Source organism: Bradyrhizobium archetypum (assembly GCF_013114835.1).
Classification (GTDB): domain Bacteria; phylum Pseudomonadota; class Alphaproteobacteria; order Rhizobiales; family Xanthobacteraceae; genus Bradyrhizobium; species Bradyrhizobium archetypum.
The window spans coordinates 609,847-636,116 of the sequence record NZ_JAAVLW010000005.1; the positions used below are offsets into that span (position 1 = coordinate 609,847).

Annotated in this window: 24 protein-coding genes; 9 read left to right on the plus strand and 15 right to left on the minus strand. The window is 62.2% G+C overall.

All coding sequences use genetic code 11. The features are described from left to right. Positions 1–76: 76 nt before the first annotated feature. From HCN50_RS19355 to HCN50_RS19395, 9 genes are all read right to left on the minus strand, one after another. Complete coding sequence (locus HCN50_RS19355; RefSeq protein ID WP_171711245.1) at positions 77–292, minus strand: hypothetical protein; 216 nt, start codon at positions 290–292, stop codon at positions 77–79. Positions 293–445: 153 nt separating this feature from the next. Then, positions 446–1,615, minus strand: coding sequence for an acetyl-CoA acetyltransferase (locus tag HCN50_RS19360; RefSeq protein ID WP_171711246.1), 1,170 nt, complete (start codon positions 1,613–1,615; stop codon positions 446–448). Between the two features lie 55 nt (positions 1,616–1,670). Next, positions 1,671–2,321, minus strand: a complete 651-nt coding sequence (eda, locus tag HCN50_RS19365; protein WP_171711247.1) for a bifunctional 4-hydroxy-2-oxoglutarate aldolase/2-dehydro-3-deoxy-phosphogluconate aldolase — start codon at positions 2,319–2,321, stop codon at positions 1,671–1,673. Beyond that, on the minus strand, positions 2,318–3,271 hold the full coding sequence (locus HCN50_RS19370; RefSeq protein WP_171711248.1) for a sugar kinase: 954 nt from the start codon (positions 3,269–3,271) through the stop codon (positions 2,318–2,320). Before HCN50_RS19370 ends, eda begins: the two co-directional genes overlap by 4 nt. A gap of 33 nt (positions 3,272–3,304) precedes the next feature. Beyond that, complete coding sequence (gene denD, locus HCN50_RS19375; RefSeq protein WP_171711249.1) at positions 3,305–4,288, minus strand: D-erythronate dehydrogenase; 984 nt, start codon at positions 4,286–4,288, stop codon at positions 3,305–3,307. Between the two features lie 109 nt (positions 4,289–4,397). Then, positions 4,398–5,324, minus strand: a complete 927-nt coding sequence (locus tag HCN50_RS19380; protein WP_171711250.1) for a carbohydrate ABC transporter permease — start codon at positions 5,322–5,324, stop codon at positions 4,398–4,400. Positions 5,325–5,407: 83 nt separating this feature from the next. Further along, on the minus strand, positions 5,408–6,367 hold the full coding sequence (locus tag HCN50_RS19385; protein WP_171711251.1) for a carbohydrate ABC transporter permease: 960 nt from the start codon (positions 6,365–6,367) through the stop codon (positions 5,408–5,410). A gap of 104 nt (positions 6,368–6,471) precedes the next feature. Continuing rightward, the gene (locus HCN50_RS19390) at positions 6,472–7,791 is read right to left on the minus strand and encodes an ABC transporter substrate-binding protein (RefSeq protein WP_171711252.1); all 1,320 of its coding nucleotides are present in this window, start codon (positions 7,789–7,791) and stop codon (positions 6,472–6,474) included. 56 nt (positions 7,792–7,847) lie between these two features. Then, a complete protein-coding gene (locus tag HCN50_RS19395) occupies positions 7,848–8,915 on the minus strand; it encodes an ABC transporter ATP-binding protein (RefSeq protein ID WP_171711253.1) in 1,068 nt (355 codons plus the stop codon). A 193-nt stretch (positions 8,916–9,108) separates the two neighbouring features. Here HCN50_RS19395 and gntR point away from each other — a divergent pair, with 193 nt between their 5' ends. The 7 genes from gntR to HCN50_RS19430 all read left to right on the plus strand — a co-directional run bounded on the left by gntR (position 9,109) and on the right by HCN50_RS19430 (position 15,645). Next, positions 9,109–10,140, plus strand: coding sequence for an HTH-type transcriptional regulator GntR (gene gntR / locus HCN50_RS19400; protein ID WP_171711254.1), 1,032 nt, complete (start codon positions 9,109–9,111; stop codon positions 10,138–10,140). A gap of 187 nt (positions 10,141–10,327) precedes the next feature. Then, positions 10,328–12,142, plus strand: coding sequence for an IlvD/Edd family dehydratase (locus HCN50_RS19405; protein WP_171711255.1), 1,815 nt, complete (start codon positions 10,328–10,330; stop codon positions 12,140–12,142). Between the two features lie 119 nt (positions 12,143–12,261). Next, a complete protein-coding gene (locus HCN50_RS19410) occupies positions 12,262–12,996 on the plus strand; it encodes an SDR family oxidoreductase (protein ID WP_171711256.1) in 735 nt (244 codons plus the stop codon). A gap of 122 nt (positions 12,997–13,118) precedes the next feature. After that, the gene (locus HCN50_RS19415) at positions 13,119–13,865 is read left to right on the plus strand and encodes an SDR family NAD(P)-dependent oxidoreductase (RefSeq protein WP_171711257.1); all 747 of its coding nucleotides are present in this window, start codon (positions 13,119–13,121) and stop codon (positions 13,863–13,865) included. A 164-nt stretch (positions 13,866–14,029) separates the two neighbouring features. Next, on the plus strand, positions 14,030–14,422 hold the full coding sequence (locus HCN50_RS19420) for a GFA family protein (protein WP_171711258.1): 393 nt from the start codon (positions 14,030–14,032) through the stop codon (positions 14,420–14,422). Positions 14,423–14,486: 64 nt separating this feature from the next. After that, positions 14,487–15,167, plus strand: coding sequence for a site-2 protease family protein (locus tag HCN50_RS19425; RefSeq protein ID WP_171711259.1), 681 nt, complete (start codon positions 14,487–14,489; stop codon positions 15,165–15,167). Between the two features lie 46 nt (positions 15,168–15,213). Continuing rightward, complete coding sequence (locus HCN50_RS19430) at positions 15,214–15,645, plus strand: hypothetical protein (protein WP_235977057.1); 432 nt, start codon at positions 15,214–15,216, stop codon at positions 15,643–15,645. A 54-nt stretch (positions 15,646–15,699) separates the two neighbouring features. Here HCN50_RS19430 and HCN50_RS19435 read toward each other — a convergent pair whose 3' ends face one another. The 6 genes from HCN50_RS19435 to HCN50_RS19460 all read right to left on the minus strand — a co-directional run bounded on the left by HCN50_RS19435 (position 15,700) and on the right by HCN50_RS19460 (position 21,517). After that, positions 15,700–16,491: a TonB family protein gene (locus HCN50_RS19435; RefSeq protein WP_171711260.1), complete on the minus strand. Its 792-nt coding sequence runs from the start codon at positions 16,489–16,491 to the stop codon at positions 15,700–15,702. Beyond that, a complete protein-coding gene (gene exbD, locus HCN50_RS19440) occupies positions 16,488–16,958 on the minus strand; it encodes a TonB system transport protein ExbD (RefSeq protein WP_171711261.1) in 471 nt (156 codons plus the stop codon). Before exbD ends, HCN50_RS19435 begins: the two co-directional genes overlap by 4 nt. Before the next feature lie 3 nt (positions 16,959–16,961). Next, complete coding sequence (gene exbB / locus HCN50_RS19445) at positions 16,962–17,933, minus strand: tonB-system energizer ExbB (protein ID WP_376700300.1); 972 nt, start codon at positions 17,931–17,933, stop codon at positions 16,962–16,964. Next, positions 17,930–18,619 carry a Fe2+-dependent dioxygenase gene (locus tag HCN50_RS19450; protein ID WP_171711262.1) on the minus strand — a complete coding sequence of 230 codons (690 nt, stop codon included), beginning with the start codon at positions 18,617–18,619 and terminating at the stop codon, positions 17,930–17,932. The genes exbB and HCN50_RS19450 overlap by 4 nt, the downstream gene beginning before the upstream one ends. Before the next feature lie 2 nt (positions 18,620–18,621). Then, on the minus strand, positions 18,622–21,033 hold the full coding sequence (locus HCN50_RS19455) for a TonB-dependent receptor (protein ID WP_171711263.1): 2,412 nt from the start codon (positions 21,031–21,033) through the stop codon (positions 18,622–18,624). 241 nt (positions 21,034–21,274) lie between these two features. Then, the gene (locus tag HCN50_RS19460) at positions 21,275–21,517 is read right to left on the minus strand and encodes a beta/alpha barrel domain-containing protein (protein WP_171711264.1); all 243 of its coding nucleotides are present in this window, start codon (positions 21,515–21,517) and stop codon (positions 21,275–21,277) included. Between the two features lie 239 nt (positions 21,518–21,756). Between HCN50_RS19460 and HCN50_RS19465 the strand changes: the two genes are divergently transcribed. Next, positions 21,757–22,929, plus strand: a complete 1,173-nt coding sequence (locus tag HCN50_RS19465; protein WP_171711265.1) for an efflux RND transporter periplasmic adaptor subunit — start codon at positions 21,757–21,759, stop codon at positions 22,927–22,929. Then, entirely contained in the window at positions 22,926–26,072 is a 3,147-nt protein-coding gene (locus HCN50_RS19470; protein WP_171711266.1) for a multidrug efflux RND transporter permease subunit, read from the plus strand. The genes HCN50_RS19465 and HCN50_RS19470 overlap by 4 nt, the downstream gene beginning before the upstream one ends. Positions 26,073–26,270 lie beyond the last annotated feature (198 nt).

Here is a 26,270-nt window from a genome sequence, read left to right on the forward strand (position 1 = left end):
TGTGAGGCCAAGTAACGGCAGGCTATCGCGAAGATCAAGGCGCGCCCAGCGTATGGCCGCATGCGCGCGGTAGCGGCTATTTCTTCGGCGGCGCGCTCTTGGATCTGGCGTCGCGCTCCTTGGTCAGGCGCTCCAGCTCTTCATTCTGCTGGCTGAGGCGGTCGGCGATGCGCGCTTCGTTCTGTTCGCCGGAGGCGGCCGCGGCCTGTTCGATCAACTGCCGGATATTGTCTTCCAGAATCCTGATCCGGTTGTTCAGCTCTGCCTCTGACATCGAACTTTCGTTGCTCATAATGCAGCTCCGGACGATTTTGTAGGGTGGGCAAAGTGCAGCGTGCCCACCAGCCTCATCTCGCGCCAGTCATGGTGGGCAACGCGCAAGCGCGCTTTTGCCCACCCTACCCAATGCTGCCGATGCCCAATCGCCGTCGGCATGATGCAACGCCTACTTCGTAGGCTCCAGCACGGAGACGTAGTTCGCCACCGCCGCACCGCCCATGTTGAAGATGCCCGCGAGCTTGGCGTTCTTGAGCTGCATGCCCTCGGGCGCCTGGCCGACGAGCTGCATCGCGCTCATCACGTGCATGGAGATGCCGGTGGCGCCGATCGGGTGGCCCTTGGCCTTCAGGCCGCCGGACGGGTTGACCGGCAGCTTGCCGTCCTTCTGCGTCCAGCCCTCTTTGATGGCTCGGGCGCCCTGCCCACGCGGCGTCAGGCCCATCGCTTCATATTCGATCAATTCGGCGACCGTGAAGCAGTCGTGGGTCTCGACAAAGGAGAGATCGGAAAGCTGCACGCCGGCTTGCGCCAGCGCACGCCGCCAGGCGACGGTGCAGCCTTCGAACTGCAGGATGTCGCGCTTGGACATCGGGAGGAAATCCTGCGCATGCGCGGTGGCGCGGAAGTTCACCGCCTTGCCCATGGTCTTCGCGGTTTCCGAATCCGTCAGCACCAGGGCCGCCGCGCCGTCCGACACCAGCGAGCAATCGGTACGCTTCAGGGGACCTGCGACGAACGGGTTCTTCTCGCTCTCGGCGCGGCAGAATTCAAAGCCGTAATCCTTGCGCATCTGCGCGTAGGGATTGGCGACGCCGTTCTTGTGGTTCTTGGCCGCGATCATCGCCAGCGCGTCCGACTGGTCGCCGTATTTCTGGAAATAGCTTTGCGCGATTTTGCCGAACACGCCGGCAAAACCGCCGACGGTGTCACCGTCCTCGGGCAAATAGGACGCCTTCAGGAGGTAGCGCCCGATATCGGCCGAGGGCGTCCGCGTCATCTGTTCGACGCCGACCACCAGCACGATCCTGGCCGCGCCTGAGGCGATCGCCCGGATACCCTGATGCACCGCCGCCGAACCGGTGGCGCAGGCGTTCTCGACCCGAGTGGCCGGCTTGAAGCGCAGCTTGGGATCGGCCTGCAGCACCAGCGAGGCGGTAAAATCCTGCGGCGAGAAGCCGGCATTGAAATGCCCAAGCACGATCTCGTCGACATCTTCAGCGGATATACCGGCGTCGGCCAGCGCATCGGTCGCAACCTTGACTACGAGGCTCTCGACAGTTTCCGCGTCGAATTTGCCGAATGGCGTGTGCGCCCATCCGACGATGCTGGCTGTCATGGCCGTTCTCCCTGTTCCGGTTCTGAAGCCTTTGTACCCTATCAGGAAAAAGACTTCACGCCGGTTTCAGCGATTTCATGGTCCGCGCGCACATGGCGGTTATGCCAGCCCAGTTGCCGGACCGGATGTCCGCTGCCGGACATAGCCAGGAACCGCCTACCGCGACCACGTTCGGCTCGGCCAGCCAGGCCGCCGCATTGGCCTCGCCGATGCCGCCGGTCGGGCACACCTCAATATGGGGAAACGGTCCCGCCAGCGCCCGCAGTGCCTTGATACCGCCGGCCTGCTCGGCGGGGAAGAATTTGACGAGATCGAAGCCGGCCGCAAGCGCCTGCATCAGTTCGGAAGCCGTCGCGATCCCGGGCGCGAACGGCAGGTCGCTGGCGGCTGCCGCCTTCAGGAGTTCCGGCGTCGAGCCGGGGCTGATGCCAAACCTGGCCCCGATCGCCCTCGCCCGCGCCAGATCATCGCCATTGAGGATGGTGCCGATGCCGATCACGGCTTCCGGGACCTCCGCGATCATGGCCTTGGCGGCGTCCGCGGCGACCGGCGTCCGCAAGGTCACTTCCAGCACCCGCACACCGCCTGCGACCAGCGCCCGCGCCAGCGGCACCGCGTCCTCCAGCCGCTCGATAGTGAGCACGGGGATCACGGTCGCGGATTTGAAGATGCCGGCGAGTTGTTCCTGCCTTGTGGCTGCGGTCATGGCGATGCCTTGCGAGAATTGGCGTGGTTCGGGATGAGGCCGGACGGCATCTCCGCGCGCGGTATGATCGCGCCGGGATGACATACCACAATGCCAGCCAGACGATGCCCCGCGCGGGCGGCCTCAATCGGATCCGCGCCGACGAGACGCGCGGCCACATAGGCGGCTGCGAAACTGTCGCCGGCCGCCGTGGTGTCGACGACGGGCGCTTCCACGGGCTTGGCCTTGATCGGATAAGGTACGCTTTCGAGGCGCACGATGCTCGCCGGCTCCGAAAGCTTCAATACCACCTCGGCGCCCGGAATCCGCGCCAGCAAGGCTTCGTTGGTCATATCAGGATAGAGCGGCAGCAAATCCTCCGTGGAAGCCAGCACGATATCGGCTGTGGCAAAGGCCTCCTGAAAAACGGCACGCGCGACGTCGAGGTCGGGCCAGCCGCGGGCTCGGAAATTGGTATCAAACGCAAAGCGAGCGCCATTTTCGCGCGCGCGTTTCAGGGCCGCGAACAGCCGTGTTCTTCCTGCCGCGCCATACAGCGAGAGCGTGATTGCCGAGAGATAGACCACATCATAGCCGGCGAGTGAATTGAGGATCTCCGCCGTCTGCGGCAAATCCATCAGGCTGCGCGCGGCCGCGCTGTCGCGCCAGTGGAAGAAGCGACGCTCGCCCTTCTCGTCGGTCTCGATCAGATAGAGGCCCGGCAGTTTGCCGGGTAGCCGTATCACCCATCCGGTTCCGACCCCTTCTGCGGCCCAGCCGGCGATCATTTCGTCACTGAGGGGATCGTCGCCAAGCGCGGTGATGTAATCGGTGCCGGCGCCAAGGCGCGCGAGATAGACTGCCGTGTTGAGCGTGTCGCCGCCATAGCCGCGCGAAAACAGGCCGGCTTGAATGCCCTGGGCCTGCTTCAGTTCGACCATGCATTCGCCGATGCAGGCTACCTTGCTCATGACCGCATCCGCGTGAACTGGCGCGAAATCAACTCAGGCAGCGAACTTGCCGCCGAGTTCATCCTCGATGTGGATCCGGATGATGTCGTCAAACGTCTTCTCGGCGGTGGTGAAGCCGAGCTTGAGCGCGCGATCCGTGGAAAAATCGCGCGGCCAGCCGGAGACGATGCCGATGATGGTCGGATCGGGCACGCGCTTGATGCGCGCGGTGACGTTCTTGCCGGCGACGCGGTCAAGGGCCGCGATCTGCTCGCCCACGGTGACTGACAGACCGGGCATGCTGAGATTGCGCCGCGGCCCCATCGCGTTGAGGTCCATGGTGCCGGCGTGGACCAGAAAGCCGACCGCTGATTTCGGCGAGGCGTGCCAGTGGCGGACGTCCTCGGAGACCGGCAGCACCGCCTCCTCGCCAGCCAGCGGCTCGCGAATGATGTTGGAAAAGAAACCGGACGCCGCCTTGTTCGGTTTGCCGGGCCGCACGCAGATCGTCGGCAGGCGGATCGAGATGCCGTCGAGCAGGCCTTTGCGCGTATAATCGTTGATCAGGAGTTCGCAGATCGATTTCTGAGTGCCGTAGCTCGTCAGCGGCGTATGGAAGAATTCGTCGCCGATCTTCTCCGGGAATGGCGCGCCGAACACCGCGATCGAGGACGTGAACACCAGCCGCGGCCTGTAGCCGTCGCCCACATGGCGGATGGCGTCGATCAGATATCGCGTTCCGTCGAGATTGATCCGGTAGCCCTTGTCGAATTCGGCTTCGGCCTCGCCGGAGACGATCGCGGCGAGATGGAAGATCACCTCCGGCCGATGGGCGATCAATGGCTCCGCCGCGCCGGGATCGGCGAAATCGGAAGCTACGACTTGTATCGGGATCGACGCGCTGGGCTTGGCTGGCGCCACCACGTCCTGCAGCGTCATGCGGGTGATTTCGTGCTTGCCTAGCCGGCCATCACGCAACAGCCGCTCGGTCAGCTTGCGGCCCACCATGCCGGCGGCGCCGAGAATCAGAATGTGCAAGACCCGTCTCCTTTTTTTACTCTTCTATAGCGTTTTCAAGCGAAGTGAGAACCGGTTCGCGTGAAGAAAACGCGTCAAGAGATGATGTCAGACCCGGGCCTTAATGCGCTCACTCTTTCACGGCTCCCGTCATGGCCGACACATAATGCTCGACGAAGAAGGCGTAAAGGATGACCAGCGGCAGGGATCCCGCCAGCGCGCCCGCCATCAGCGAGCCCCATCGGTAGACGTCGCCATCGACGAACTCGTTGACGATCGCGACCGGCACGGTCTTGTTCACGGTCGATTGCAGGAAGGTGAGCGCGTAGATGAATTCGTTCCAGCACAGCGTGAAGCAGAAGATGAACGCCGAGATCAGGCCGGGGACAGCCAGCGGCAGCACGATCTTGATCAGGATCTGCCAGCGGCTGGCGCCATCGATCAGCGCGCACTCTTCCAGCTCGAACGGGATGGTCTTGAAATAGCCCATCAGCAGCCAGGTCGAGAACGGAATGAGGATCGTCGGATAGGTCAGGATCAGCGCCAGCGGCGAGTCGAACAGGCCGTACTGGAACACGACGGTGGCGAGCGGAATGAACAGGATCGACGGCGGCACCAGGTAGGCAAGAAAGATCAAGCCACCGACGAGGTTAGCGCCCTTGTAGCGCAGCCGGACGATGGCATAGGCGGCGAGCACGGATGCTACGATCGACAGGAAGGTAGCGCAGACCGCCACATACATCGTGTTCCAGAGCCACATCGGATAGTGGCTTTCGAACAGCAGCTTGTAGAAGTGCTTGAAGGTCGGATTCCAGGTCCAGAACGGGCTGTAGGTCTCCATATCCAGGAGCTGCGCATCCGGCTTCACGGCGGTGAGCGCCATCCAGTAGAACGGGAACAGCAGCACGAATACGATGATCGACAGCGGGAGATAAAGCGTCACCAGCCGGCGCGGCACGGACTGCAGATAGCTCATGCCCTCGGAATGGTCCGCGGTCGGCGCGGATGACGTCAACACACCCTTGAGATTGACGTGCGTGGTCGGGAGATCAGTCATTGTTTTCTCCCTGCTGCCAATTGCGGCGCTGCGCGCGCGGGGCCTGCCCCGTTCGCGCCAAATAGGATACAGCGGCGCGGAGATCAGTCATTGTTCTCTCCCTGCTGCCACTTGCGGCGCTGCAGACCGAACCAGGAGACCATGATGGCCGCGAGCAGGAATGGGATCATGGCGCTGGCGATGGCGGCGCCCTCGCCCAATTGCCCGGCGATGATTGCGCGCTGGTAGGACAAGGTTGCCATCAGGTGCGTGGCGTTCACCGGGCCGCCGCGGGTCATCGCCCAGATCAGCTGGAAGTCGGTGAAGGTGAACAGCACCGAGAAAGTCATCACGACCGCGATGATCGGCGTAAGCAAGGGATAGGTGATGTGGCGGAACATCTGCCAGCGCGATGCGCCGTCGAGCGTCGCCGCCTCGTAAAGCGACGGCGACACCGTCTGCAGGCCCGCGAGCAGCGTGATCGCAACGAACGGCACGCCGCGCCAGATATTGGCAAAGATCACGCAGATCCGCGCCCAAGTCGGGTCACCGAGGAAATTGATGTTCTGGTTGATGATGCCGAGATGCTTCAGCGACCAGGAGATGATCGAGAACTGGGAATCGAAGATCCACCAGAATGCCAGCGCCGACAGCACGGTCGGCACGATGAAGGGAATCAGCACGGCGGCGCGCAGCATCGCCTTGAACGGCATGTTCTCGTTGAGCAACAGCGCCAGATAAAGGCCGATGCCGAATTTGATCGCGCTGGCGACGAACGTGTAGAGCAGCGTGTTGAACACCGAGAGCCAGAAGATGGCGTCGTCCCACAGCCACTCGTAGTTCTCGTAGCCGATGAACTGCCCGACGCGGCCGATCTTGGTGTCGGTGAAGGACAGCCAGATGCCGAGCCCCAGCGGATAGGCAAGGAACAGGATCAGGAACGCCATCGCCGGCACCATGAACCAGAAGCCGAGCCAGTTCCTGTTGTGCTTGAGCTGGTCCCACGACGTCGCTTCGCGGATCTGCGATTTGGCTTTTGCCGGCGTGATTGCGATGTCAGCCATGAGCCAGTTTCCTTGGGCCAGCCAATCCTGGCGATCTTCTGGGCAGTGTACCCGTTAGCCTAAGTCAAACGGGCGGCAGACGAGCCGCCGCCCGCTCTCAACTCTTAGCGATAGATGCGCTTCAGCTGCCGCTCGGCTTCCGCCATGGCCGTCTTGGCATCCTTGGCGCCGGTGCAGTAGTTGGCGAACATGTCGACGACGATGAAGTCGGCGATCGCGGTCGCGGCCTTCTCGCCGACCTTGCCGATGCCGGAAGCCGGCAACGCGCGTTTGGAGGCCTGGGCGAACACCGCGTTCTTGGGATCGGCAGTCCACACCGGCGCTGCATCATAGGAATTGAGCGTGTGGGTCAGGTAGCCCCGCGCGCCGCTCAGCCATTTATCGTAGTTTTCTTTCTCCAGCATGAAGGCGATAAAGGCCTTTGCAGCGTTCGGATATTTCGTGAAGTTGAAGGCCAGGATCGGCACGGCAAGCTGCAACTCCGTCGGCTTGCCGATCGGGCCCACCGGCCACAGACCGTGATAGGTATCCTCGGCCAGTTCCTTTTTGCTGGCATCATCCTTCGCCGCCACGTAGATCGAGATGCCGTTGGCGGTGCAGTACAGTTCGCCCGCGAGGAACGCCTTGTTGTTGGAAGAGTCGTTCCACGACGCCGTGCCAGAGACGAAGGTGTCGGAGAGCGCCTTGCAGTACTCGAGCGCCTTCATCGTTTCCGGCGAGTTGATGATGACCTTGTCGTCCTTGTCGACGGTCCAGGCGTTGTGGCCCCACAGGACCCAGTGCAGCCAAGCATTGGCGTCGCCTGAGGCGTGACCGAGCGCAAAACCGGCCGGCGTGTTGTTCGCCTTCAGCGCCTTGCACATTTCGAGGAAGCTCGGGAAGTCCTTGGGGAATTCCTTGAAGCCGGCCTTGTCGGTCGCGGACTTGCGGTAGGTCATGTAGCCGCCGACTGTGGCGACGGGAATGCCGAGCCAGTCATTGCCGAGCATGCAGGTCTTCTGCGCCGCATCGGTCCAGCCGCCGTATTTCTTGCCGAGGTAATCGGCAACGTCGTTCATCTTGAGGACCTTGGTGGGGAAGAGCTGCGGCAGCGTGTGCAGGCCCCAGGCGAGGTCGAGACCCGAGCCGGTATTGGCGGCAACTGAGGCTTTCGGCTGCACGTCCTCGAACGACTCCGAGAACACGTTCATCTCGGTGCCGGTCGCGGTCTTGAATGCAGCGACCATGGCGTTGAAGGCGTCGTCTTCCGCCGGCACGAAGCGCTTCCAACGCATAACCGTGAGCTTGGCGCCCTGCTCCGCCTTCCACGGCGAGGCTTGCGCCCAGGCCTTGGCGAAATCGAGCAGTGCAGGTCCGGTCAGCGCGCCAGCCGCCGCCAGCGCGGTGCCGCCCTGGAGCAGAGAGCGGCGGGTAAAGTCTTGCATGGTCCATCCTCCCTTTGAGTATTTTTTGGTTATTGCTCAGCCACTTTGGTTATTGCTCAGCCATTCAGTCGCTTGCCCGTCGTCTCGTCGAACAGATGCACGAGTGCCGGATCCGGCTTGAGCCGGACCTTGTCGCCCGGACTGAATTGATGCCGCTCGCGGAACACGGCGACCACCTGTTCTCCGCCGAGCTTGGCGAAGACCTGGGTTTCCGAACCGGTCGGCTCGACCACGACGATCTCGGCTTCGGCGCCATCATCGGCGATGGTGAAATGCTCGGGCCGCACGCCGTAGACGGCCGGCTGCCCTTCCGAATTGGCGGGCGCGGTCTTCAGCGGCAGCCTGACGCCATTCGGACCCTCGAAGCCGGCGCTGCCGTTCGACTTCACCTTGCCCTTGAGAAAATTCATCGCCGGCGAACCGATGAAGCCGGCAACGAACTGGTTGGCCGGTGTATCGTAAAGCTCGAGCGGCGTGCCCATCTGCTCGACGATGCCGTCATGCATCACCACGATCTTGTCGGCCATGGTCATGGCCTCGATCTGGTCGTGGGTGACGTAGACTGTCGTGGTCTTGAGCCGCTGGTGCAACTCTTTGATTTCGGTGCGCATCGCAACGCGCAGCTTGGCGTCGAGGTTAGACAGCGGCTCGTCGAACAGAAACACTTGCGGGTCGCGCACGATGGCGCGGCCCATGGCGACGCGCTGGCGCTGGCCGCCCGACAATTGCCGGGGATAGCGGTCGAGCAGCGGGGTCAATGCGAGGATTTCCGCGGCGCGCTTCACGCCGGTCGAGATCTCCTCAGGCTTGGCGCCGCGCAGCTTGAGCGAAAAGCCCATATTGTCGGCCACCGTCATGTGCGGATAGAGCGCGTAGTTCTGGAACACCATGGCAATGTCGCGCTCTTTGGGCTGGACATTGTTGACCACACGATCGCCGATGGAAATCGTTCCCGAGGTGATGTTTTCAAGGCCGGCGAGCATCCGCAGCAAGGTCGACTTGCCGCAGCCGGAGGGGCCGACGAGTACGACGAACTCGCCATCCTCGATCGGAATCGACACGCCGTGCAAAACTTCAAAATTGCCGAACGACTTGCGCACGTCGCGAATCTGTACCGACGACATGAATTCACTCCCCTCATTTGCTCTTGTTTGGCGCCAGAAGCGGGTGGTGACGCCCTGCTGTCTTTTTCGACTCTAATGCCGGAAGCCGAATTCAACGGTCATTATCATCCGCAGTTTGGCGGCTTTTAGCAATCCGATGGTAGCGCTGTCAATAATTGTTCAATCGTCTAATTTGTTGTGGTATGAGCGCAAGATGGGACGAAAACAGACAAAGTCTGGCAAAATCCGCCTCACCGAGGTCGCCAAGCTCGCTGGCGTCAGCCCAATCACGGCATCGCGTTTTTTCAGGAACCCTGAAGCATTGTCGTTGAGCAAGCGGGAACGCGTTGACAGCGCCGTGAAGGAACTCGGTTATGTTCCCAATCTTGCCGCGCGGGCGCTGGCCTCGCATCGCACCGAAGTCATCGGCGTCGTCATTCCATCCCTTACCAACAATGTGTTCGCCGACGTGTTGCGCGGCATCTACGATTCTTCCGAAGGCAGCCGCTACAGCATCCAGCTTGCCAATACGCGATACAGCATCCTGCAGGAGGAAAAGCTGTTGCGCCTGTTTCGGGCGCAGAAGCCTGCGGGATTGATCGTCACCGGCATCAACCAGACCGCGGAATCGCGCAAGGTCCTGGAGACCATGAATTGTCCGGTCACGCAGATCATGGAGATCGGCGACAGCCCGGTGGACATGATGGTCGGATTCTCGCACTACGATGCGGCGTTTGCAGCGATCTCGCACATTCTGGAGCAAGGACGCCGCCGAATAGGATTTCTCGGCGCGCGGATGGATCCCCGCGTACAGCGGCGGTTCGAAGGGTATCGTGATGCCATGAAAACGGCGTCCCTGTTCGATCCCAACCTCGTCGTCACCACGTCCGTGCCGACCACGGTGACGCTCGGCGGGACGCTGTTCGCCGATCTGCTGGCGCGAACGGCCGAGATCGACGCAGTATTCTGCGTCAACGACGATCTGGCGCTGGGGGTGCTGTTCGAATGTCAGCGCCGCCAGATTGCGGTACCCCGTGACCTTGCAATCGTCGGCTTCAACGACCTGGAGTTCATGGCGTCCGCCGTCCCCTCCCTCACGAGCGTACGGACCAATCGCTATGAAATGGGCCGGCATGCCGTCACCATGGTGATCGACGCAATCGAAGGCCGGCGCCCGCAAGAGCCGGTGCTCGACCTCGGTTTTCAATTGATGGTGCGCGAAAGCTCGATGCCGCAAAATTCGTGACGGTTTCAGCGCGGTTCGCAGAGGACGATGAAAATGGTAGCGCTATCTTTTAGGTCGAACTAGGATTGACCTACCAGAAACCGGATCGGCATGGGCAAGCACGTTTGCAGCGGATGAAATTTTCAGCATTGTGCAATCGCTGCTTCGACAAGGACCGCTGACCGGGTTTGCAGTGCGGGAGGAACCAATGAAAAAGAACGACAACAAGACCAATGCCAAGGGCCGGAAACTACGTTCGCTCGAATGGTTCGACAATCCGCACAATCCGGGAATGACCGCGCTCTACCTCGAGCGCTACCTGAACTACGGCCTCACCCGGGAGGAATTGCAGTCGGGCAAGCCGATCATCGGCATCGCCCAAACCGGCAATGACCTGTCGCCGTGCAACCGCCACCATCTCGAACTGGCGCACCGGGTGCGCGAAGGCATCCGCGCCGCCGGCGGCATCGCGATGGAATTCCCGACGCATCCGATCCAGGAGACCGGAAAGCGGCCGACCGCGGCGCTCGACCGCAACCTCGCTTATCTGGGCTTGGTCGAAGTCCTGTTCGGCTATCCGCTGGATGGCGTGGTGCTGACCACCGGCTGCGACAAGACCACGCCGGCTTGCCTGATGGCGGCAGCAACCGTCAATCTGCCCGCCATCGTGCTTTCGGGTGGTCCGATGCTGAACGGCTGGCACAACGGCGAGCGCACCGGTTCGGGCACCATCGTCTGGAAAGCGCGCGAGATGCTGGCCGCCGGCGAGATCGACTACAACGGCTTCATCGAGCTCGTGGCCTCCTCGACCCCGTCGGTCGGCCATTGCAACACCATGGGCACCGCCTCGACCATGAACTCGCTCGCCGAAGCGCTCGGCATGTCGCTGCCGGGCTGTGCGGCGATCCCCGCACCGCACCGCGAGCGCGGCCAGATCGCCTATGAGACGGGACGACGAATCGTCGAGATGGTCTGGGAGGATCTCAAGCCCTCCGACATCCTGACCCGCAAGGCATTCGAGAACTGCATCGTGGTGAATTCGGCGATCGGCGGCTCGACCAACGCGCCGATCCATATCAACGCGCTGGCGCGGCATATCGGCGTCGAGCTCTCGATCGACGACTGGCAGAAGCACGGTCACGACATCCCGCTCCTGGTGAACATGCAGCCGGCCGGCTTCTATCTCGGCGAGGAATATCATCGCGCCGGCGGCGTGCCGGCAGTGGTACGCGAATTGATGGCACACAAGCGAATCCACGAGGACGCCCTCACGGTCAACGGCCGCAGCATCGGCGAGAACTGCCGCGAGGCGCCCAAGCCCGACGGCGATGTGATCTGGAGCTACGACAAGCCGCTGGTGAAGGACGCCGGCTTTCTGGTGCTGCGCGGCAATCTATTCGATTCCGCGATCATGAAGACCAGCGTGATTTCCAAGGAGTTCCGCGACCGCTATCTCAACAATCCCAAGGACCCGAACGCGTTCGAGGGGCGCGCGATCGTGTTCGAGGGTCCGGAGGATTATCACGAGCGGATCGACGATCCCTCGCTCGATATCGACGAACACTGCGTGCTGTTCATCCGCGGCGCCGGGCCGATCGGCTATCCCGGCGGTGCCGAGGTCGTGAACATGCAGCCGCCGGCAGCGCTGATCAAACGCGGCATCCTCTCGCTGCCCTGCATCGGCGACGGCCGGCAGTCCGGTACATCAGGCTCGCCGTCGATCCTCAACGCCTCGCCGGAGGCCGCAGCTGACGGCGGGCTCGCGATCCTGCGCACTGGCGACAAGGTGCGCATCGACCTCAACAAGGGCGACGCCAACATCCTGATCACCAGCGATGAGTTGAAAAAGCGTCGCGCCGAGCTCAAGGACAAGGGCGGCTTCCCCTACCCGGCCAACCAGACGCCGTGGCAGGAGCTCTATCGCTCGACCGTCGGCCAGCAGGCCACCGGCGCCTGCATGGAGCTCGCCACGCGCTATCAGAATATTGCCGGCACGGTCGGCGTGGCGCGCGACAATCACTAGGCAAGCGCCGTCATTGCGAGGAGCGCAAGCGACGAGGCAATCCATTCTTTCCTTCCCGTGGGCGAGATGGATTGCTTCGCTGCGCTCGCAATGACGGGAAACAATAAACAGGAGAAAACATGTCAGACCGCCTGAAGGGCAAGCGCGCTTTCGTCACCGCCGCCGCCGTCGGAATCGGCCGCGCCTGCGCGGTGGCCTTTGCGCGCGAAGGCGCAACCGTGTTCGCCACCGACATCGACGAGACCAAGCTTGCCGCACTCAAGAACGAAGGCATCGCCGAGGTGGCGAGGCTCGATGTCCGCGACAGCGCAGCCGTCGCCGCCATGGCCAGGCGCGCCGGCAAGACCGACATCCTGCTCAATGCCGCAGGCTTCGTACATCACGGCACGGTGTTGGATTGCTCGGATGAAGATTTTGATTTTTCGTTCGACCTCAACGTCAAGTCGATGCATCGCACGATCCGCGCGTTCCTGCCTGATATGCTGGACAATGGCCGCGGCACGATCGTCAACATCTCGTCGGCCGCCGGCGTGTTCAAGGCCGCGCCGAACCGCTACGTCTATGGCGCGACCAAGGCGGCGGTCGCGGCGCTGACCCGCTCGGTCGCCACCGATTTCATCAGCAAAGGCATCCGCTGCAATTGCATCTGCCCGGGCACCGTCGAAACCCCCTCGATGCTGGAACGCGCAGCCGCCGCCGGCCCCAACGGACGCGAGATGTTCATCGCGCGGCAGCCGATGGGACGGCTCGGCACTGCCGAGGAGATCGCGGCTCTCGCCGTCTATCTCGCCAGCGACGAAAGCGCGTTCACCACCGGCGTCGCGCATGTCATCGACGGCGGCTGGACGTTGTAAATGCAATCCTCATCCTGGGAGCCGCGAAGCGGCGTATCGAAGGATGGGCCACGGGCCTCATGGTTCGAGACGCGCAAGAGCGCTCCTCACCATGAGGAGCATCGAAGGAAAGGATCACCTTCATGAACAAGATCGATCTGAACGGACGTTGTGCCGTCGTTACCGGCGGGGCGCAGGGCTTTGGGCGCGCCATCGCTGAGCGCTTCATCGCATCCGGCGCGAAAGTCGCGATCTGGGATTTCGACCTGCCGATGGCGGAAAAGACCGCCAAAGAAATCGGGCCGGCGGTGACAGCTTTCAAGGTCGACGTGTCAGATCTTGGCGCCGTCGAGAAGACCCGTGACGAGACGCTGAAGGCGCTCGGCAAGATCGACATCCTCGTCAATAATGCCGGCATCGCCGGCGTCAACGCCACCGTGTGGGAAACCGACCTCGAGGAATGGCGCAAGGTGCTGCGCATCAATCTCGACGGTCCCTTCATCTGCTGCAAGGCGGTAGTGCCGGCGATGATCCGGCAAAAATACGGCCGCATCGTCAACATCGCCTCGATCGCCGGCAAGGAAGGCAATCCGAACGCCGCGCATTATTCGGCCTCGAAGGCCGGACTGATCGCGCTGACCAAGTCGCTCGGCAAGGAACTCGCCCAACACGACATCCTCGTCAACGCGGTGACGCCTGCCGCGGCGAAAACCGCAATCTTCGACCAACTGACGCAGCAGCACATCGATTTCATGCTGTCGAAAATTCCGAAGGGCCGCTTTGTGCTGGTGGAAGAACTCGCGGCGATGGTGGCCTGGCTGGCGTCGGAGGATTGCGCCTTCTCGACGGGTGCGGTGTTCGATATCTCCGGCGGCCGGGCGACATATTAGCCATGAAACAGTTAGCCGAGCCTCATGGTGAGGAGGCGCTCTTGCGCCGTCTCGAACAATGTGGCCAAGGTGGGGCCTCATCCCTCGAGACGCGGCGAAGACGCCGCTCCTCAGAATGAGGAATATCAGCCTCGCCCGTTTGATCCGGTTCCGGAGGAGCGGTCATGACCAGAGAAGGCGGTTGTCTGTGCGGCGCGGTTCGGTTCAAGGCCGAAGGCGAGCCGCTCAATGTCCGCATCTGTCATTGCCGCAACTGCCAGAAGGCGATGGGCTCGCCGTTCTTTGCGCGGGCACTATTCCCCCAATTCGCATTGACCGTCGAAGGCGAAACCTCCCGATATGCGACCTCAGCGAGGCTTGAGCGCCTGTTCTGCCGGAAATGCGGCACCCGCCTATTCACCTGGCGCACCGACGGTACCGCGGCTGGCGTGGCGCTGGCCACCTTCGACGACCGCAACGCGTTTGCGCCGACCGAGCACATCTGGGTTTCCGAGAAGATCGCCTGGGTGCGTATCGACGATGGGCTGAAGCAGTATCAGGAATCGGTTCCGCAATAACGGCCCGGTAACCGGATTCCGTGCTAACCTGGCCGCTCAATGCGCAAGTCCCAGGGCCTCCCGCTTGAACATCTCGTTGTATGCCATCTCCGTCTGGGTGCTACCGCTCCTTATCGCCATCACCTTCCACGAGGCCGCCCACGGCTTTGTGGCATACCGGCTCGGAGACGATACCGCCCTGAAGCTTGGCCGGGTCAGCTTCAACCCGCTCAAGCATATCGATCCGTTCGGGACCGTGATTCTTCCGGGCCTTCTCCTGCTGTCACACTCTCCATTCCTGTTCGGTTATGCCAAGCCGGTCCCGGTGAATTTCCGGAACCTGAACCATCCGCGGCTCGACATGGTCTGGGTGGCGCTGGCCGGACCGGCCACCAACATTATTCTGGCGATCATCGTGGCGTTAACCTTCCATGCCCTGCCTCTGGTGCCGGCAGAGGCCGCCAAATGGACGGCGGACAACCTAAAAAATGCTTTTCTGATCAATATCGTGCTGGCGATCTTCAACATGATGCCGATCCCGCCGCTGGACGGCGGCCGGGTCGCGGTCGGGCTGCTGCCGCAGGTGCTGTCTTACCCGCTGTCGCGGCTGGAACCCTATGGAATGTTGATCCTGCTCGGCCTTCTGATCCTGCTTCCCATTCTCGGCGCGCAGCTCGGCCTAAATCTTGATGTTATTTCGGCGATACTGCGGACACTGACCGGTTATGTGATCAGCGCGCTTCTCTTCATCACCGGCAACGCCTAAAGTTCAGATAGAAGCAGACGCACAAAGGGAAGAACCGACCCGGGCCATGCCGACAAAAGCTGCCGATATGTTGATTGCACGCCGCGCCGATACCCGCGCGAGGGCAGATTTTGCAACCTGGAAAATGATGGCCAAGCTCAACGGATTTTCCGCCCTGCCCGCCGAGGCGCAGAGCTTTCTCGAAGGCTACAGGCAGTTGCTAGCCACAATGACCGAGGATGATGCTTCCGAGGCCACCATCCAGCTTATGTACAAGAGGTACTATGCGGAAATGGGCGGCAGCGGAACGCCGCCACAACTCCCTTCGCGCGCGAGCGATCCGACCAAGGACAGCGGTAACGTCACCGCCTTCCGCCGTCCGGCCCCGCGGCCGAAGGCGGTTGCATCGGGATCTGCGGCAAAGCCGCGGCTGCCGGTGGCGCTGATTTTCATCTGCCTCGCCATCGTCTACGTCAGCATTCGCTACTTCTGGCGCTGACGCGCGGCATGCTGCGCGGCCAAGAGCCATCGGAGCCGCCACTACGCGCGGGCCTTAGCTCTTGTTCTTGACGCGGAAGATCACCGGAAGGGTGAAGGTCAGGCCTTCGTCGGCGATGACAGGCGGCGGCATCGGCACCGGATCGGAGCGCCGCACCATCGCCAGCGCCGCCTCGTCGAAGGCCGGATCGCCCGAGCCCCTTTCGATATCGGTCGAGAGCACGTGGCCCATCCGGTCGAGCGTAAAGCGAACCTGGATCTCGGCGGATTTCTGCTGGCGCTCTTTCGGATAGCGCTTGTGCTTGTCGAGATGCGCGACCAGTTCCTTCTGCCAGGTCGCGCGTATACGCCGCGCGCTTTCTCCCGTGCCGATCACTGGCGCGATCGAACGCTGTCCTTCCGGTATAGCCTCAGAGCTTGGCGTTGCGGTGGCCTCGGCGGCAATTGACTCGGTGGAGGCCTGCGTCTGCACCGCCGCGACTTTTGGCTCGTCCTCTTTCGGCTTTTTAGACTCGTTCTCCGTCACCACCCGATCGGCTTCTTCGGGCTCGTTCGGCTTATCCTGCGGCAGATCGGTTTCCTTGACCTCGGCCTTCTGCTCGGCAAGCTGGGGGGATGCCGCGGACGCATCGGTATCAGGACCCGGCGGCAGGTCGGTCACCTCGCGGCGCATGGAGGCCATTTCCAGCCCGATCTCGATTGCCGTCGCGCCGAGGGCGTCATCGGCCGCTTCGGTCTGCAAATGCGCAATCGCCAGCGCCGCGCCACCGACATGAAGCGCGAGCGCGGTCACTGCGGCGAAAATCCAGAGCCGCCGGGAGGGCTTTTGCTCGTCGAGCCCGGTCAAGGCTTTGCCGGCGCCGCCGCTTGCGACGCCGCTCCGTCTGGCACGCCCTCAAGCGCCACCAGCTTGATCTTGGAATAGCCGCCGGCGCGCAGGATTTCGAGAACGTCCATCAATTCGCCATAGGGCACCGCGCGGTCGGCACGCAGGAAGACGTGACGCTCCTTGCTGGCATCCGGCATCGCATCGAGCGAGCGCACCAGATCGACGCGCTTGACCATGGTCTCCCCGATCGCAACCGAGAGATCCGGCTTGATGCTCACATAAGTCGGCTTGTCCGGCTTTTTCTGCGGCGTTGCGGTCGATGTCGGCAAATCGATCGGCAGGTCGACGGTCGAGAGCGGCGCCGCCACCATGAAGATGATCAGGAGAACGAGAATGACGTCGATGAACGGCGTAACATTGATCTCGTGCGATTCCGCGAAATCACTGTCTTCATCGAGATCGTTTTCTGCGATCGACGCACCCATCGCCTACTCCGCCGCTGCCCGCGAATGTGGGCCGCCGTGTGAACTGACATGGGTGCGGTCGAGATCGCGCGACAACAGCCTTCCCGCAGCCCCCGACGCACGGCTGACCAGTTCCATGTAGCCCTTGGTCACGCGCGAAAAGTGATTGTAGATGATGACGGCGGGGATCGCAGCGACCAGACCGATAGCGGTGGCGAGCAGCGCCTCGGCGATGCCGGGCGCCACCACGGCGAGGTTCGTGGTCTGCGATTTCGAAATGCCGATAAAACTGTTCATGATGCCCCAGACGGTGCCGAACAGTCCGACGAAGGGCGACGTCGCGCCGATGGTTGCCAGAAGGCCCATGCCGAGCCGGATCCGCCGCGCCTCGGCGCGCACGATCTCCGAGAAGCTCGACGCGGCGCGCTCCTTGATGCCGGCATCGCTCGATATGCCCGCCGACAGCCGCGCCTCGCGCATCGCTGCCGCAAGGAAGGAGGCCAGCACGCTGCCCTTGGCCCCCAGCGCGAATTGCGCTTCCGCCAGCGACCGCGCGTCGGCGATCTTGGCCAGCGTCGAGCGCACCTTGCGCTGAACCACCGTCAATTCGATCATCTTGGCGATGAAGATGGTCCAGGTCACCAGTGACGCAAAGGCAAGGCCGATCATGACCGCCTTGACCACCACGTCGGCCGACTTGAACATCGACCACGGCGACAATTCCTTGAGTTCGGCGGTCGCCGCTTTCAGCAACTTGCCCTCGCGGTCCGCCGGCGTGGCGGCCGCGTCCAAAGGTGCGGCCGGCGCAGCCGCGGCCGGCTGCTGAGGCGGCGCAGCCGGAGGCTGCGATACGGCGGGCGCCTGCTGGGCCGCAGGCGCGGACGGTGTCGGAGGGGTCGCATTCTGCTGGGCCGACAACGGTGTCGCCAGCAACAGCATTGCCAGCGCCGAGATCATCGCAAACGTCGTCACGCGCGAAAGAGACATGTTCTTCATACTTCGGCCCAGTAGCGGATCAGGTTGTGATAGATACCGGTCAATTTGACCGTTTCAGGGTCGTCTCGTCCCAGCCGCTCCACCAGAGCCTGGATCGCAGTATCGAAATCGAAGATCAGGCTCCGGGCATGCGCATCCCGTACCATGCTCTGCAGCCAGAAAAAAGACGCCACCCGCATACCTCGTGTGACGGGCGTGACCAGATGCAAACTAGACGCAGGATAAAGCACGAGGTCCCCGGCTGCGAGCTTGATCTCATGGGAACCGTAGAGGTCCTCCACCACCAGCTCACCGCCGTCGTACTCATCAGGTTCGGACAGGAACAGCGTCACCGAGAGATCGGTCCGGATCCGCAAGCCAGTGAGCCGATCTCCCCTTACTGCATTGTCGACATGGAGGCCGAAATGGTGCCCGCCAGAGGCGGCGTAGCGGTTAAACAGCGGCGGGAAGATCTGCAGGGGGATCGCCGCCGAGATGAACCTGGGATTGGCGGTCAACGCCGACAGCACGCGATTGCCGAGCGCGCGCGCAACCTCGCTGTCCGGCGGAAGCTGCTCGTTGCGCTTGACCATTGCCGACTGCGCCCCCGCCGTGGAACGGCCGTCCTCCCAGACAGCAGCGTCCATGATGCGGCGAAAATCCGCCACATCAGCCTTGCTCAGAACCTCGGGGACGCAGACCAGCACGATCAGAACTTCGCCGACGTGACGAGATAGAATGCCCGCCCCGGCGCGACCGCGACGAACGGCGCCGCGCTGCGGTAGAGCGTGTCGTAATAGAGCTTGTTGGTCAGGTTCTGCGCATAGAGCTTCATGGTCCAGTTCTTGTCGATCTTCTTCTCGACGAACGCATCGAAGCGCCAGTAGCTCGGCAGCTCCGTGCCGGTGTTGGCGCCGAAGGTGCCGCCATAGATCTTCGAACGGTAGACCGCCTGACCACCAAGTTCCCAGCCCCCGTCGAACTTGTACTTGCTCAACATGCTGAAGGATTCATGGGCGATGTTGGCCATTTGCAGCCCGATGTTGGACGCCAGAGCACTTTGCGTGACCTTCGACCTCATGAGCACCACACCACCGAAGACGCTCCAGCGATCGGTGATGTTACCGCTGACCTCGAGGTCGATCCCCTCGACCTGGTAGGCCGCTCCCGACGCCAGAACGCCGTTGACGGTTTCGCGCGCATTGTCCTTCTCGGTATGGAACAGCGCGCCCGTTACCAAGAGATGGCGATCGAACAGCTCCCACTTGGTGCCGACTTCGGCAGCCTTGTTGCGCTCGGGCCCAAGGACGACGCCGCCCGGCACGGCTCCGCCGTAATCAGCCGCGGTACCGTCGAGCTCCGAACCGAACGGGTTCGTCGAGGTCGCGTAGGCCGCATAGAGACTTCCGATCGGTACCGGCTTGAAGACGATCCCGCCATTATAGTTGATAAAATCCGAGTTGACCGTGCTCGATCTCGCACTGGTCGACGATCGCAGGTCGTAACCATCATAACGGATGCCGCCGTTCAGGATGATCTTGTCTTCCCAGTTCGCGGTATCGAGGACGTAGAAGGCCTTGCTGTCGACATTGTAGCGGGTCGGATCGCCGCCCAGCGCTGGAATGGTGGTGAACGGAATAAAGGTGTAGCTCGGCGCATAGATCGACTGGCCCGGCAAAGCGCCGGCGCCGGTAAATGCACCGGCACCGAAAACTTCCGACGAAAGCCCGGTGTACCGGTTGATTCCAACGCGTTCGTTGGAAACCTCAAGGCCAACCACGGCCGTATGCTTAACCGAACCCGTGTCGAACTTGAACGTGGCATCCTCCTGGTTCGCCAGGATGTCAACGAACTGGTTGCGGCTCTGCGGGCTCGCGGTGAACGTCCATTTCGTCGGATCGGGATTTGTCGTCACGGGCGACTGCGGCAGTGTGCCGATATAGGCCAGCAGCGAGTGCTCCGCGCGGGTCCGGCTATTCAGCGTGATGTTATCGGTGACTTTATACTCGCCCGTCAGGGTACCGAAGTCCTGCCGCGCGGTCTGGAAGTCGCGGTTGACGAAGCCGTACCAGTTCTGTCTCGGGATGCCGAACTCGGTGACCGGCCCATTGCCTTGCCTGTAATAGGGGACGCCAAAGTCCGGCAGGCCGCTGAGGTCGGTATGGACGTAGTTCGTGGTGATCTTGATGTCGTTGGTCGGCGTCCACTTGGTCGAGATGAAACCGCCCCAGCGATCGTCGGTCACGTAGTTGCGGCCGGCGACGCCGGCATCCTGGAACATGCCGCCGGTGCGAATCGAGAAGGTCGGGCTGATCACCTGGTTGACGTCGAGCGTAACGCGCTTGGTGCGGTCGGTGCCCAACGTGTTCTCGGCGTTGTAGAAGTTACGATCACCCGCCTGCTTCGTGACGATATTGATGGCGCCGCCGGCGGTACCACGGCCGGCATAGGACGACGCCGGTCCGCGCAGGATTTCGATCTGCTCGGTGAAGAAGTTTTCGCGGATCGAGACCGCGGGGTCGCGGATACCGTCGATAAAGACGTCGTTGCGGGCATCGAAGCCGCGGATGAAGAAGCGATCGCCGAACGCATTACCGCCCTCGCCCGACCCAAGCGTCACGCCGGCGGTCGAGCGGCCGACCTCGCGGAGCGAGGTGATGTTCTTGTCGGCAAGCACCTCCTTGCTCAGCACGGTGATAGTCTTCGGCGTGTTGAGCAAAGGCTCGGGAAACTTGCCGGACGCCTGAACACGGTCGATCTTGTAAGGCGCGGCCGCATCCGCGTAGGGATTGCGGTCAGCCGCCAGTTGGCCCGCATTGGGAAACGGCACTGGGGCGACTTGCGCGGGCTGCGAACGGCGTGCGGCACGGCGCAGCGCGCTACGGGCGCGTAGCTGATCCGCGGAAGGTTTTGATGCAGCCGGACGCGGGCGAGCAACCGGGGCATCGACGGTCACCGGCGGCAGACTTGATTGCTGCGCTTCTGCGCCGGAGAACGACGCTACCGCAATGAGGCCCGCAACCGCAGAAACCTTCTTGCCTGAATTGTTTTCAACCGTCTGGCCGAGCGAACTGATTGCCGCTTCAACACGAAGCGACCTCGGCGCCTTCACAACATTCATCACGTGCCCCTGACAATTTCAATTCGCGGCAAATCGACATGCGGCGAATGGTCCCGCGCGCTAGGTACCGATCGGAAATTTTGGGGTCAACGCGATCAGCGCAACACTTCGGTTGAATCGATCCAGATCACAACGATTCTAATCTGCAGTTTGAAATGGTTCTAAAGAATACTTTGTAAGCGTTCTAAAGAGATGCAAGAACGCCGTAAAATCAGGCTTAAGTTGCATTTTGACTTTCACGCTATTGATCGCTGCTCGGCGGCTTCATCAGCGAAAACAATTCGTCGACGGTGGATTGCGCGACCTGACGGACGCGATCGGTGTTGTCCATGCCTGATATGTTGACCCCCCTGACGACCGCTTTGATCTCGTCGCGAAAGTCGGTGAGGAATCGTAATGGATCGGGCGAATCGTTTGCGACGCGCGCAATCAGTCCCGTAATCAGAATCTGGCACGCCATCATGCGTCCGTTCAGTTCGTCCATCCTGCACCCCGCGTTTCGCAAACGTTCGACCGCGCGATATGAACGACAACAATCCGGCATTCAACCCCGCTTGAAAGATGCGGAGGTATTTCGCAGGTCGTTGGCGCTGAGTCTTGCTCGGCCGCCGCTTCAAACCTTTCCAATTGTTTAGGATTCTCAAGCCTTAGTGTTTGTACTCGGCAAGCGCCTGGACGTTATATCGGCAGCATTGGGGACTTCTTTTCAATTCATGAGCCGTCATGCCGAGGTCGCGCACCATCCGTTGGGTATTGCTGATCGCAGCGATCGCTGCACTGGGCTATTTGGGCTGGCAGCGATTCCAGGGTGAGGATCACCAGGCGCAGGCTGAAACCCAGAAGCCCGCACCTGCCCACGCCGCCGTACCGGTGCGGATTGCCACGGTCGAGAAGGCCGATTTTCCCGTTTATCTGACCGGTCTCGGCACCGTGCAGGGCTTCAATACTGTCGTCGTTCGCACCCGCGTCGACGGTCAGATCAACCGGATCGCATTTCAGGAAGGCCAGTTCGTCAAGGAAGGTGACACGCTGGTCGAAATCGATCCGCGGCCGTTCCAGGCCGCCCTCGATCAGGCCAAGGCCAAGAAGGCCCAGGACGAAGCCAATCTCGCGAACGCCAGCCTCGACCTGCAGCGCTATACCAGGCTTGGCGAATTCGCGACCCGGCAACAGACCGACACGCAGCGCTCGACCGTCGCGCAGCTGACGGCGCAGATCCAGGCCGACACCGCGATGATCGAAAACGCGCAGACCCAGCTCAATTACGCCACCGTCAGGGCGCCGATCTCCGGAATCGTTGGCATCCGCCAGGTCGATGTCGGCAATATCGTCAACGCCGCGACGCAGACCGGAATCGTCACCATCGCCCAGATCGAGCCGATTGCGGTGATCTTCACCGCGCCGGAAGACCAGTTGCCGGAGATCAAGACGGCGCTCGCCGCCGGCCCTCCCAAAACGATCGCGCTCTCTACCGACGGCAAGCGGGTGCTTTCCACCGGCACGCTTTCGCTGATCAACAACCAGGTCGATACGTCGAGCGGCACCATCCGGCTCAAGGCGGTATTCGACAATAAGGACCACGCACTGTGGCCGGGCCAGTCGGTCTCGACCCGGCTGCTCGTCGCGACGCTGAAGGACGCCACCGTCGTTCCCGACGACGCCGTCCAGCATGGTCCCAATGGTCTTTACGCCTACACGGTCAACAAGGAGAACAAGGCTGAACTTCGCAACATCAAGGTGACGCCTTCGAACGACGGGCGTTCGGTGGTCGATGAAGGCCTGTCGCCCGGCGATCAGGTCATCACGGCGGGCCAGTTCAAGGTTCAGCCGGGCACGGTGGTAACGACGGCGATCGCCAGTTCGGATCAGGCTCAGGCCAGGACGACCCGCGAATGAGCCAGGGAATCTCCGCTCCCTTCATTCGCTACCCGATCGGAACCTCGCTGATGATGGCGGGGATCATCTTCGTCGGTCTCGTCTCCTATCCCTTGTTGCCGGTCGCGCCGCTGCCGCAGGTCGACTTTCCAACCATTCAGGTTACGGCGTCCCTGCCCGGCGGCAGTCCGGAAACCATGGCATCGTCGGTGGCGCAACCGCTGGAACGTCAGTTCGCGCAAATTCCGGGCGTCGCGCAGATGACCTCGACCAGCTATCTCGGCACCGCGGCGATCAATATCCAGTTCGATCTCAACCGCTCGATCGACGCCGCCGCCAACGACGTGCAGTCCGCCATCAACGCGGCCAGCGGACAGTTGCCGAAAAACCTCCCCTCGCCCCCGATCTACCGCAAGGTCAACCCGGCGGACTCGCCGATCCTGTTATTGTCGGCGACATCGGACACGCTGCCGCTGACCACGGTCAGCGACGCCGTCGACGCCCAGCTTGCGCAGCAGATCAGCCAGATCTCCGGCGTCGCCCAGGTCATCATCGGCGGACAGCAGAAGCCCGCCATCCGCATCCAGATCGACCCGGCGAAGCTCGTCGCCAAGGGCCTGTCATTGGAGGATGTGCGCAGCCAGATCGCGATCACGACCGTGGACAGCCCGAAAGGCAATATCGACGGCGAGCGGCGCGCGTATACCATCTACGCCAACGATCAGTTGCCGGAATCGAAGGACTGGAACGACGTCATCATCGCTTACCGCAACGGCGGCCCGTTGCGGATCCGCGATGTCGGCCAGGCCGTCACCGGCCCGGAAGACGCCAAGCAGGCGGCCTGGGCCAACGGCAAGCGCGGCGTATTCCTGGTGATATTCAAGCAGCCCGGCGCCAACGTCATCGAGACCGTCGACAAGATCAAGGCGGCACTGCCGCGGTTGGTTACCGCGATTCCGCCGGCGGTGAAGGTCGAGGTGATCAGTGATCGTACCACAACGATCCGCGCGGCGGTTGAAGACGTGCAATTCACCCTGCTGCTGACCATCGCGCTGGTCGTCATGGTGATCTTCATCTTCCTGCGCAGTTTCTGGGCAACGGTAATCCCTGCCGTCACTGTGCCGCTGGCGTTGCTCGGCGCCTGCGCATTGATGTGGGTGTTCGGCTATTCGCTCGACAACCTGTCGCTGATGGCACTTACCATTGCCGTCGGCTTCGTGGTCGATGACGCTATCGTGATGCTGGAAAACATCACGCGCTATATCGAGGAAGGCGACAAGCCGATGGCCGCCGCCTTCAAGGGGGCCGGCGAAATCGGCTTCACCATCGTGTCGATCAGCGTCTCGCTGGTCGCGGTGCTGATCCCGCTGTTGCTGATGGGCGGCATCATCGGGCGATTGTTCCGCGAATTCGCGGTGACGCTGGCGATGACCATTTTCGTGTCGATGGTCGTGTCGCTGACGCTGACGCCTATGATGGCTTCGCGCTTCCTGCGCGCGCATGGCGAGGTCAAGCATGGCCGGTTCTATCAATGGAGCGAGCGCGGCTTTGACGCCATGCTGCGCACGTATGAGCGTGGGCTCGACCTCGCGCTGCGCTGGAAGTTCACCACTCTGATGATCTTCTTCGCGACGCTCGGATTATCGGTTTACCTGTTTGTCATCATCCCCAAGGGATTCTTCCCCCAGCAGGATAACGGCCTGATCACCGCGACCTCGGAAGCCGGTCAGGATATCTCGTTCGCCGACATGAAGCGGCATCAGGAGGAGCTTGGAAAGATCGTGCAGGCCGACCCCGACGTCGCCTCGGTCGCGATGGTAATCGGGGGCAGCGGCCGGGCGGGCAATAATGGTAGTCTGTTCATCACGCTGAAGCCACGCGACCAGCGCAAGGCGAGCGCCCAGCAGATCATCGCGCGTCTGCGTCCGCAGTTGGAAAAGGTCGAAGGTGCCCGCCTCTATATGCAGGCAGCGCAGGACGTCCGGCTTGGCGGACGTCCGACGCGAACCCAGTTCGAATTCACGCTGCAGGATGCCAATCTGGCCGAGCTGAACGAATGGGCGCCGAAGATTCTCGCAAAGATGCAGACGCTGCCTGAGCTTCGCGACGTCGCCACCGACCAGCAGACCAATGGCACCACGCTGGAGCTGAAGATCAACCGCGATACCGCCGCGCGTTATGGCATCCAGCCGCAACTGATCGACGACACGCTCTATGATGCGTTCGGCCAGCGCCAGGTGACGCAGTATTTTACCCAGCTCAACACCTACAAGGTGGTGCTCGAGGTGCTGCCGGAATTGCAGGGCAGCCTCGACACGCTGAACAAGATCTACGTGAAATCGCCTGCAACCGGCGACCAGGTGCCGCTATCGACCTTTGCCACCTGGACCAGCGTACCGGTGCGGCCGCTATCGATCAGCCATCAGGGCCAGTTTCCGGCGATCACGATCAGCTTCAACCTCGCGCAAGGAGTCGCGCTGGGCCAGGCGACCGACGCGGTCCAGAAGGCGATGGTCGAGCTCGGCGCACCGACGACGCTCAATTCGAGCTTCCAAGGCACCGCGCAGGCGTTCCAGCAATCACTCGGCACGGTGCCGCTGTTGATCCTCGCCGCGCTCGTAGTGGTCTACCTGATCCTCGGCATTCTCTACGAAAGCTACATCCACCCGATCACGATCCTGTCGACGCTGCCGTCCGCCGGTGTCGGCGCACTCGCCATTCTGATGCTGTTCGGGTTCGACTTCAGCCTGATCGCATTGATCGGCATCGTGCTTCTGATCGGCATCGTCAAGAAGAATGGCATCATGATGGTTGACTTCGCCATCACGGCCGAGCGCGACGAGAACCTGGAGCCCAAGGCTGCGATCCGCAAGGCGGCGCTGTTGCGCTTCCGCCCGATCATGATGACCACGATGGCCGCCCTGCTCGGCGGCGTGCCACTGATGCTCGGCACCGGCACCGGATCGGAAATCCGCCAGCCGCTGGGCTATGCCATGGTTGGCGGACTGCTGGTCAGCCAGGCGCTGACCCTGTTCACGACCCCCGTGGTCTATCTCTATCTCGATCGGCTTTCGAACCTGTTTGCGCAACGGAGCCGTTCGTCGAATCCTAACCATGATGCGCATTTGGACGCCCACGGCTCGGTCAAGCAGGCGGCCGAGTGACCGAGAGGTCGGCGCCTTCTACAGCCGCTCGGCCGAATCTTTCTGCGCGCACTCCGCGTCGCCGCAGGAAGTGAGCCCGCAAAGCTGACCGAAGCTCTGGAAAGCGAACGCCACCGGTCCAAAATGCCCCTCTTCCGCGCTTGCCAAAGACCGGACCGAGCGAGTAGAACGACGGCAACCTGGGCACGGTGATTTTGC